General features: G+C 40.6%; 7 protein-coding genes. 3 read left to right on the forward strand and 4 right to left on the reverse strand.

Annotated elements, in window-relative coordinates; translation table 11 throughout:
* Positions 1-406: 406 nt before the first annotated feature.
* On the reverse strand, positions 407-1,438 hold the full coding sequence (locus tag ACFIL3_RS08090; protein WP_375613817.1) for a DUF3472 domain-containing protein: 1,032 nt from the start codon (positions 1,436-1,438) through the stop codon (positions 407-409).
* Positions 1,439-1,896: 458 nt separating this feature from the next.
* Here ACFIL3_RS08090 and clpB point away from each other — a divergent pair, with 458 nt between their 5' ends.
* Both clpB and ACFIL3_RS08100 read left to right on the forward strand, forming a co-directional pair.
* Positions 1,897-4,476 (forward strand): ATP-dependent chaperone ClpB, encoded by a 2,580-nt coding sequence (gene clpB, locus ACFIL3_RS08095; protein ID WP_375682038.1) that lies wholly within the window; start codon positions 1,897-1,899, stop codon positions 4,474-4,476.
* An 840-nt stretch (positions 4,477-5,316) separates the two neighbouring features.
* Positions 5,317-6,456, forward strand: a complete 1,140-nt coding sequence (locus ACFIL3_RS08100) for a hypothetical protein (protein ID WP_375682039.1) — start codon at positions 5,317-5,319, stop codon at positions 6,454-6,456.
* A gap of 250 nt (positions 6,457-6,706) precedes the next feature.
* Here the strand turns inward: ACFIL3_RS08100 and ACFIL3_RS08105 are convergent, their stop codons facing one another.
* Positions 6,707-7,078, reverse strand: a complete 372-nt coding sequence (locus ACFIL3_RS08105) for a helix-turn-helix domain-containing protein (RefSeq protein ID WP_375682040.1) — start codon at positions 7,076-7,078, stop codon at positions 6,707-6,709.
* 370 nt (positions 7,079-7,448) lie between these two features.
* On the reverse strand, positions 7,449-7,820 hold the full coding sequence (locus ACFIL3_RS08110; protein ID WP_375682042.1) for a helix-turn-helix domain-containing protein: 372 nt from the start codon (positions 7,818-7,820) through the stop codon (positions 7,449-7,451).
* Between the two features lie 542 nt (positions 7,821-8,362).
* Between ACFIL3_RS08110 and ACFIL3_RS08115 the strand changes: the two genes are divergently transcribed.
* Positions 8,363-8,488, forward strand: coding sequence for a hypothetical protein (locus tag ACFIL3_RS08115; protein WP_375682041.1), 126 nt, complete (start codon positions 8,363-8,365; stop codon positions 8,486-8,488).
* 1,252 nt (positions 8,489-9,740) lie between these two features.
* On the opposite strand, the gene ACFIL3_RS08120 is transcribed toward ACFIL3_RS08115, so the two are convergent.
* The gene (locus ACFIL3_RS08120; protein WP_375638512.1) at positions 9,741-10,109 is read right to left on the reverse strand and encodes a helix-turn-helix domain-containing protein; all 369 of its coding nucleotides are present in this window, start codon (positions 10,107-10,109) and stop codon (positions 9,741-9,743) included.
* Positions 10,110-10,159 lie beyond the last annotated feature (50 nt).

A 10,159-nucleotide genomic window follows, 5' to 3' on the forward strand; every position in this document is an offset into this window, starting at 1 on the left:
GAGAACGAGAGCTTGTTAATCGAGGAGGGAAGCTGGAATGAAGAGTGCTGTAAGTCGTGAATGTGTGATGGGAGAGAAAAAGGAGTGCGTGGAATGGGAGAGTGCCTATGGACAAGGGGGAGGGTGTGGATAAGAGGCGGGGTAGTGCAGAGGGATGCGTGAAGGGATGGTGTGAGGGTGATAGAAGAGGGAGGTGAGGATTTTATTAAAGGGTGTTGTGGTTTTGAAAGGGGGTGAGAATGGAGAAAATGCGCTGGAAAGTATGATGATGAGGTGAGCTAAAGGGATGAGAGCAGGGCTCGAAAAAATAACTGGGAAAGGGAGCCGTGGTGGGGAAATGAAAAAAAACTTTCTCACCCCCAGTTGTTTTCAAAGGGGAGTGAGGGGCTTATCAAGAAGAAAAAAGCTAGTTTCTTTTCATAATCTTCCAAGTTTTTCCATCAGACATATACATAATCTTTTGACCTGTGGTTATCTTTTGTGTGCCGTGAGTGGTGTGAAGCGTAGAACTGAAAGCCGCTAGATGATCTATAAAGATTGATTTCCACTTAAATGAATCAGGAGATGGCAAAAAGATATTGGGTGCCCAAGAACGATTTTTTGAACGAATAACGACAAGCTCTTTTTGTTTCAAAACGTTAGAAATTGTTTCTGCAGACAGATCTTTCTCATTGGAAATTTGTATTTCTGGTTTAGTAGTAGGCGAGGCTAAACCTCCAAAGTCGCTTATACTTGTCATGCAAAAGTTGGATGTACATGATGTTTGGATGAAGTCAGAATCTTGACACTTTCCTTGATTAGAAGCTTTCAGACTCCCTTCGTGTAGCTTGTTTTGTTTTATGCCTTGAGGCTCAAAAAAAATCGAACTTTGCGGACTTAAATCATAACAGGAGGAGAGATGTCTCTTCCAACGAGAATGGTCTTCAACAAAACTTGAAGATTTACGGAGTTGTCCAAATGTATTTGGTACTTCTATGGTCCCAATATTCACTTTTTTACCCGTTATAAAATCGACTACTGTCGCTGTAACTAGATTTCCATTTTTTTCAACATATAATCGATATCTGCGTCCCATCTCCCATGGAAAGTTAATTTCACATCGTACTCCTGAACCTTCCTGAGTAAAATGCTTACATGTATTACCCTTCCATCCCGTTGCATTCCAGATAGAAAAATGAATGGTACGGCCGCTCCTGTTGAAAAAACCAATTTGTCCACTTTTTCCATTTTGGAATTCAAATTTATTTCCCCAGAAATAGATGGAGTTAGGCCCACCATCGTAATTTACTTGCTGGGTGAAAACAAATAGATCAAATGATGCATTTTTAAGCCATTCATGCTCTATTGTAATAACTTTGCCGGCAAAAACGGCATAGCTTGGTTTACTTATCAGAAGGAATAAAAGTATTAAAATAACCTTTTTTACAGTATGGTACATACTCAAATCCTCTATCTTAATAAAAATAGTGTAACTTTATAAGTATTAAAGCACATATTCAATGTTTTGTTAAGTAAAATTAGAGAAAATACTTTAATGTTTACTCTAAACTATATGCTGTAAAGACTACTTTGTTTAAAGTGTTTTTGCATGCTCCTTTTCTGCTGTTCAAATTTAAGTTTTAATGGTGGAATTTAGGGGTGATGGTTTAAAAAGGGGAGTGATGATGGGGGGTATAAGAAAAGTTGCGGTTTTTATTTAAAATGATAGCGTATTTTTTTTCTCCCTCTTGCTATGAGGCTTGTAGAAACCCATATTCTTTTTAGCACTATGGTTCTTCTTCTTGCTGCTTTTTTCGCGGTGTTTTTTAGAGGCTGGATAATCCTTTCTGGATGTTTCTTTTGTGGAATATTGGAGAGGTTAAAGTGTGGTGATGGCTTGAGATTTAAGGAAAAAAAATGAACTTGGAAAAATATAGCGAACGCGTGCAGGGTTTTTTACAATCAGCACAAAATAGCGCTCTTGCTTCTGATCATCAGCAGTTTTTGCCGGAGCATTTCCTGAAAGTGTTGTTAGACGATTCTCAAGGATTGGCTGCATCGCTTATCCAAAACGCTGGTGGTGATCTTACTCTTATTCAAAAGGCGCTAAAAGAAGCACTTGATGCTTTGCCTAAAGTGCAGGGGGGAAATGGACAGCTCTATCTTTCGCAGCCATTGGCAAAAGTTTTCGCGCTGGCTGAGGATATTGCGAAAAAAGCCGGTGATCAGTTTGTGACCGTGGAGCGCATGTTGCAAGCGCTGATCATGGAAAAGACCGCAAAAACAGCCGATATTTTAACAAGTGGAGGATTGACCCCGCAAGCGCTTAATCGGGCAATTAATGCGCTGCGGAAAGGAAAAACAGCAACAAGCCCCCATGCTGAAGGACAATATGATGCCTTGCAAAAATATGCCCGGGATCTCACAAAAGATGCCCGTGAAGGAAAACTCGACCCTGTGATTGGGCGGGAAGAGGAAATCCGCCGCACTATTCAGGTGCTTTCACGGCGTACCAAAAATAATCCCGTGTTGATTGGTGAGCCTGGGGTGGGGAAAACAGCTATTGTGGAAGGGTTGGCATTGCGCATTGTTAATGGCGATGTACCTGAAACTTTGCGGGATAAACAGCTTCATGCGTTGGATATGGGAGCGCTTATCGCTGGTGCAAAATATCGTGGAGAATTCGAAGAGCGCCTTAAAGCGGTGCTGGCAGAGGTGCAAGCCGAAAATGGACAGATCATTTTGTTTATTGATGAATTGCACAATCTTGTTGGCGCTGGAAAATCTGATGGTCCTATGGATGCTTCTAACTTGTTAAAACCTGCTCTTGCACGCGGAGAACTCCATTGTGTGGGCGCTACTACGCTCGATGAATATCGAAAATATGTCGAAAAAGATGCTGCTCTTGCACGCCGCTTCCAACCTGTCTTTGTACCTGAACCCTCTTTGGAAGATACTATTTCTATTTTGCGCGGTATTAAGGAAAAATATGAACAACATCACAAAGTGCGCTTGGCTGATAGTGCTTTGATTGCGGCGGCGCGTTTGTCTAACCGCTATATTACGGATCGCTTCTTGCCGGATAAAGCTATTGACCTTATCGATGAAGCGGCGGCGCGTTTGCGCATGCAGGTCGATTCAAAGCCGGAAGAACTCGATGCTGTTGATCGGCGTATTTTACAGTTGAAGATCGAACGGGAAGCTTTGAAAACAGATGTCGAGCCAACAGCAAAAGAACGTTTGGAAAATGTGCAGGAGGAACTCAAAACATTGGAACAACAGTCCGCTGAGATGACAAGTGCTTGGCAGGCTGAGAAACAAAAATTAGGGCATGCTGCTGATTTGAAAAAACAACTCGAAGAAGCTCGTAATGCTTTGGCTATTGCACAGCGTGATGGACAATTCCAACGCGCTGGAGAGCTCGCTTATAGCGTTATCCCTGAACTCGAAAAACAATTGAGTATTGCGGAAAATGATGACCAACAAAATCATCTCGTTGAAGAGACGGTTACTGCTGAACATGTGGCGCGGATTGTTTCACGCTGGACCGGTATTCCTGTTGATCGAATGCTGGAGGCAGAACGGGAGGCGCTGTTGCGGATGGAAGATGAAATTAGCAAACGTGTGATTGGGCAGGGAGAGGCTGTTCAAGCCGTCGCGCGCGCTGTACGGCGTGCGCGTGCGGGGCTGCAAGATCCCAATCGTCCGCTGGGGTCTTTCATGTTTTTGGGTCCTACTGGTGTGGGGAAAACCGAATTAACCAAAGCTCTTGCCGCTTTTCTTTTCCAAGACTCCAATGCCATGTTGCGCATCGATATGTCGGAATATATGGAAAAACATGCTGGGGCGCGGCTGATTGGGGCACCTCCTGGATATGTTGGATATGAAGAGGGGGGGGTGCTGACCGAAGCTGTACGTAGAAGACCTTACCAGGTCATTCTGTTTGACGAAATTGAAAAAGCACACCCTGATATTTTTAATCTCTTGTTGCAAGTGTTGGATGAGGGACGCTTGACTGATAGTCAAGGACGTACCGTCGATTTTCGCAATACCTTGCTGATTATGACTTCTAATCTTGGTGCTGAGTTTTTAACTGCTTTGCCTGAAGGGCAAGCAACAGATCAGGCAAAAAATGATGTTATGAATGTCGTTAAAGCGGCTTTCCGTCCTGAATTTTTAAACCGTATTGATGAGATTATTCTCTTTCAAAGGCTGCAACGTCACGATATGGAAGCTATCGTCGATATTCAGATAGAACATTTGCAAAATTTGCTCAATGAACGCAAAATAACTTTGCAAATCGAGCCAGAGGTGAGAAAGTTTCTTGCCGATAAGGGCTATGATCCCCTTTATGGTGCGCGTCCGCTTAAACGGATTATCCAAAAAGAAATTCAAGATCCTCTCGCAGAGAAAATCTTGTTTGGAGAAATTCACGATGAGACGGCGGTGACAATTGAAAAGCAAGGTGATCGGTTGGCGTTTTTGCCTGAAGATTAAGTGTGGAAAAATTCACGCTATAAAGGGCGGTGATAATCCTATTATGTGATAAACACCGCTCTTTGAGGCGTGCTGATTTAGAAAAATTCACGATGAGACAGCGGTATTTTATTGCAAAGCAAAGGGAGTGGCTGGTGTTTTTGCATGTTAAATCAGCGTTTTCGAATATCGTAGGATTCTTTTACTTCTGTTTGTCGTGAAAACTATTTTCTTGCAATTTTATAAGTGAAGTCACAAGCGGGATTGCTTTATTGCTTTGTGCGTAAAAACGTTAGAGAGAAATGCCGTTTATCCGCCGTAAAACATTGCTCTTTGAGGGGGTGTGGGGGATTTTAGACGAAGATATTTTGATGATGGATTGGAGTTTTGCTGTTTAAGAAAAAGGTGGAGGATGCGTAAAATGCACTGCTCTCTCATTTTTTCGGTAATGTGCGTTTTTCTGCTTTAAAATTTTGCTAAAAGTTTTTTTAACTGTTTGATTGATTGCACTCTTGTCGGTGGCTAGTAGATGAGGGAGCATGATTATCTGCACAATCAAGTTTGCTCCTTTGCAGTTTTTTAATCAAGATAAAGACTTAAAAAAAGCTCCCTAACCTGTTTTGGTTAAAATTTTCGCTATTCGTGTTACAAAGACAAGTTTAAGTGGAGGTGTATATTAAAAATATCATCTATATCTTAATTTAGTTTACTTTACTTTACTTATTTACCAATAAACTATAATATGGTAAATATTAAGTAAAAGAAACAGATAATGAACTTTTTTCAAGAACTTTAATAAGAACTGTATTGGAGTTTATTGATAAAAAGGGTCATTTGAAATTTAAGCGGGGGTGTAATCTCATGAAGTTAGCTACAAACTTAGCCACAAACAAGGAATTAATTAACAGCTGGTTTGCAAAGGAAGTTAAGAGTTACAATCGGCGTATTCCAGAAGGTTTAAAGGATTTCTACGAGTATAGGAAAGATTCGTTAATAAGTGATGATAAGCTTCAACAGGAAATTTTGGGGCCTTTAATACAGCGTATATCGTTAACACCGGATGATTCCAATCCATTAAAGATGTTTCTTGAACAAGGCATTTCTTTTAGGGAGGAGCAAGGGGCGAGAGTTTTTGATACTATTAGAGGTGAGCATTGGATACCTGTTAAAAGTGGAGAAAGCGTTGATCCATTTAAAGTGAATGATCCAGAAATTGACGCATCATCTATACCGGACAAACGAGAAAATACCCATACATTTACGATGACGTGTGATCGAAGAGAGCGTGCTTTTAGAGAAGAGTGTGGGCTGGACAATCTTTTAGAAGAGATTAGATCGTCTGTCCGAGAGCAGGATAATGTTGAGAGTTACAATTGGTTAGAAAAGCTTATTGATCGTGCATTAAACAGTGAAGTTGCACCGTTACAAGAAACACAAGAAATCTACATTCCAGACATTCGTGATCATCGTTTAGATGAAAAATCATATGAGCTCGCTATAAAAATCATTCGACGAGCAGTCGGATGTCTTGGGATTCGCTCACGTTTGTACAATGCTTGTTATTTTCAAAAAGCTTGTTCTTTGCGTGATCTTGTATTCATTTTTGTCAGCAATGCTCAATTTGACATAAATGATCAAGTTCTTAACGAAGTCATGAATATATCGACGGTTTGTGACGCTAAAAATAACCTTTTAACAGTGAAAGATTTTGGTGAGAAAAATAGCGATGTTATTGGTCTTGCTATGTCAAAAAAAGCGATATCTATCCATGACTTAAAAAGAAAAGGGTATAGCGATTTTGATCCAAGCAATTTGCGTACGAATATCTTGTTTCATATTTCGCAATCGTCATTATTTCGTCCGTTTGAAACAATGATTGTCTTTAAAGCAGGGACTGATGATCAGATTGAAAAAACAATAAAAAGGTACGAAAGCGCCAATGACATGAAGTTAAAAGAAGAAGCAGAGAAAGAAGCTTTAAAAAGAGTAAAAGTGCTATAAAAAGATTAATAGAGGCATTCAAAAGTCATTGGAAAATTATAAGTGACAACAAAAATGCAGCTGATTATCCTATCTGCCATAAAACACCGCTCTTTGAAGGGGTGTGGTGTGCTAGAATATTTGAGGGCAGGGTTTGAGTTATTGAGCCTGATGAAGTGCTGTTGTTTGAGGGGAAGCTGATCTGAATTTGACTTAAGGATGTTTTGTTGTTTGATATATTAACAAATAATGTTGATCGTTGCGCTTTTGCTTAATCAGAAATTAGCCACAAGATTGCTTTTTGTTTTTTCGCTTCGAGTTCTCTAAAGTTTTTTAAAAGGGTGTGTTCTTTTTCGCTATAGGTTTCTTGATTGTGGTGTAAGAGGGTTTCTTTTGTTGAAAGATCTTCTTTTGTGGCAATGTCTGCATAAAAAAAGTTCATAGGAACTTCTAGTTTTTGAGCGATTTCTAGTAAACATTTGGCACTTACACGGTTTAAGCCTTTTTCGTATTTTTGGATTTGTTGGAAACTGACACCTAAATGGCTTCCTAATTCTTTTTGGGAAAGCCCCATGGAAATGCGTCTATGACGGATTCTTTTGCCTATCAAAATGTCGATAAAATGTGGATTTTTAGTTGGCACTTCAAGCCCCCCGCTGGGGGCGAGCGTCCTCGCATTGGTATTCCGAGAGGTTGAAAATACTGAACCTAAATCAGCTTTTTGCTTTTAGTGCTCATCGCACTTGGACATAGCAAAATCTCCCGGAATTCCGGGACACCCACAAAAGTGGGTTCATTTTTACGCTCGGATTTAGGACCTTTAATCCCTCTTGATCGGTGCGTAGACGATCAAAATTACACTTTAAGTGATAAAGTAATTTCAGAAGATTGGCAAGAAAAATCAAGAATTTTCTATTCTATTATGCCGTAAAACACCGCTCTTTGAAGGGGAGCTGGTTTGAATTTGACTTAAGGGGATATGAATGGAATAATGTTGATCGTTGTGCTGTTGCTTAATCAGAGATTAGCCACAAGATTGCTTTTTGTTTTTTCGCTTCGAGCTCTCTAAAGTTTCTCAAAAGGGCGTGTTCTTTTTCGCTATAGGTTTCTTGATTGTGGTGTAAGAGGGTTTCTTTTGTTGAAAGATTTTCTTTTGTGGCAATGTCTGCATAAAAAAAGTTCATAGGAACTTCTCGTTTTTGAGCGATTTCCAGTAAACATTTGGCACTTACACGGTTTAAGCCTTTTTCGTATTTTTGGATTTGTTGGAAACTGACACCTAAATAGTTTCCTAATTCTTTTTGGGAAAGCCCCATGGAAATGCGTCTATGACGGATTCTTTTGCCTATCAAAATGTCGATAAAATGTGGATTTCTAGTTGGCACTTCAAGCCCCCCTCCGGTTGCGAGCGCCCTCGCATTGGTATTCCGGGAGTTAAAAACACTGACTTGACTCAGCTTTTTGCTTTTAGTGCCAAAGCACCTGGACATAGCAAAAACTCCCAGAATCCCAAGACCCCCACAAAAGTGGGTTCATTCTTATGTATCGAGGTTTCGGGCTTTCAGTTCCCTATTGATCGTTGCGTAGACGACCAAAATTACACTTTAAGTGATAAAGTAATTTCAGAAGATTAGCAAGAAAAATCAAAAATTTTCTATTCTATTATGCCGTAAAACACTGCTCTTTTAGGGGGAGTGAAGAGCTAGAATATTTGAGGGCAGGGCTTGATTTATTGAGCCTGATGAAGTGTTGTCGTTTGAGGGGGGGGGCTGAAGATTGTAAGGGTACTGGGCAAAAAGCTTTGTTCGTTTACAGACCCGTGTTTGCAGAGCAGTGCGGAGTGGTGGTTTGGAAGTTTCGTTTGGCTTTGTTCTGTGAATATGTAAAAGCGTGAAAACGTATATCCGTAAAATGATGCGGAGGATTTGTGGATTTATATATTGTGCGTGTTTTTGGTCACTTTGGGCTTTTGGGGGCGTGGAATGTGGTAGCGAGGATTGGGGGATGTATTTGTGAATGGAGCGGGGAACGCTGGGATGAAGAGTGCTGTTAAGTTGTGAGTGTGTGATGGGAGAGAAAAAGGGGGAATGGAGGATGAAGAGAGTGTGCGCATGGATAGGGGGAGAGTGTGGGTAAGGCGTTGGTGCAAAGAGATGCGTGAAGGATGGCGATTTTTAAGGAGATAGGGCTTGATTTGTCAAGCCTGACGAAGTGCTGTCGTTTGAGGAGGGCGTCTGAAGACTGTAAGGGGGGTACTAGGCAAAAAGCTGGGTTCGTTTACAGACTGTTGTTTATAGAGCGGTGTGGGGTGGTGAACCTTTCCTTGGCTGCGTTCTGTAATGATGTAAAAGCGTAAAAATGTGAATCTGTAAAAGTGAAGTGGGGGGATTTGTGGATTATATATTGTGCGTGTTTTTGGTCACTTTGGGCTTTTGGGGGCGTGGAATGTGGTGCGAGAATTGGGGGGAAGTGTCTTCGTGAATGGAGGAGAAAGTTGGGATGAAGAGTGCTGTTGAAGTGCGTTTTCTGGAGAAGAGTGTGTGGGGAATGGCTGTGAACAGATTGCAGAGCTGATGTGTAAAGAGATGTGAAGAGAGAAAAATCGTGGTGGGCGTTTATATTCTATGCGGAGCTTAACAATTATAGTTGCATCTATATTTGTATGGGGGATATCCGTGAAATGGGTGTGAGAAGCATTGAGAGGTGTTTTTTTTAATAAGTGGGTGAATGAGCAATACAATGAAAGCCTATTTAGAGGGGAAATCCTATTTAGAGGGAATTCTATTTAGAGGGAATTCTATTTAGAGGGAATTCTATTTAGGGGGAATTCTATTTAGGGGGAATTCTATTTAGGCGGAAGCCCATTTAGAGGGATGCCTATTTAGGGGAAATCCTATTTTAGCTCTTGTTGTTTTAGACATTGTGTTTTGTATGAGGGGCATTTTGCAGGAAAGGTGTTTTGAGGGATGTGGCTCCCTTAAAGAAAAACACAAAAATATCAAAAGAAAAATATAAAAACTTGACAAGGTAAATGTAAAAAGGTATCATAATGATACAATCGGAATTGTGCGTTTAAATCAGAAGAGATCTCTTGATAAAATTCTGTGAGAGGGGTGGGGATGTTTTTCCAAGGTTTTGGTGTTTTTATCCTATTTTGAAGTTTGATCCTATGATGTCGTAAACCGGTGCCGTAAACCGTTTTTTGAGATGTGGTGATATCAGTCAGGCAAGGCTTTAGGTAGAGGGGGATATTGGCAACGGATGTCGATTGATGCGCTTTTGCCTAATCAGAAATTAACCACTGTCTAATCAGAAATTAACCACAAAATTGCTTTTTGTTTTTTCGGCTGGAGCTCTCTAAAGTTTTTTAAAAGGGCGTATTCTTTTTCGCTGGTGGTATCTTGATCGTGGTGTAAGGCATGTTCTTTTGTGGGAATATCTGCTGTTAAAAGGTCCGCATAAAAAAAGTTCATAGGAACCTCTAGTTTTTTAGCAATTTCGAGCAAACACCCCGCGCTTACACGATTTAAACCTTTTTCATATTTTTGGATTTGTTGGAAACTGACACCTAAATGGCTTCCTAATTCCTTTTGAGAAAGTCCCATTGAAATGCGTCTGTGACGGATTCTTTTACCTATTGAAATGTCATTAAAATGTGAATTTTTAGTTTGCACTTCAAGCTCCCCTCCGGTTGCGAGCGCCCTCGCATGAGTATTCCGGGAGT

The organism is Bartonella sp. CE47NXGY, from assembly GCF_042195415.1.
Taxonomy (GTDB): Bacteria; Pseudomonadota; Alphaproteobacteria; order Rhizobiales; family Rhizobiaceae; genus Bartonella.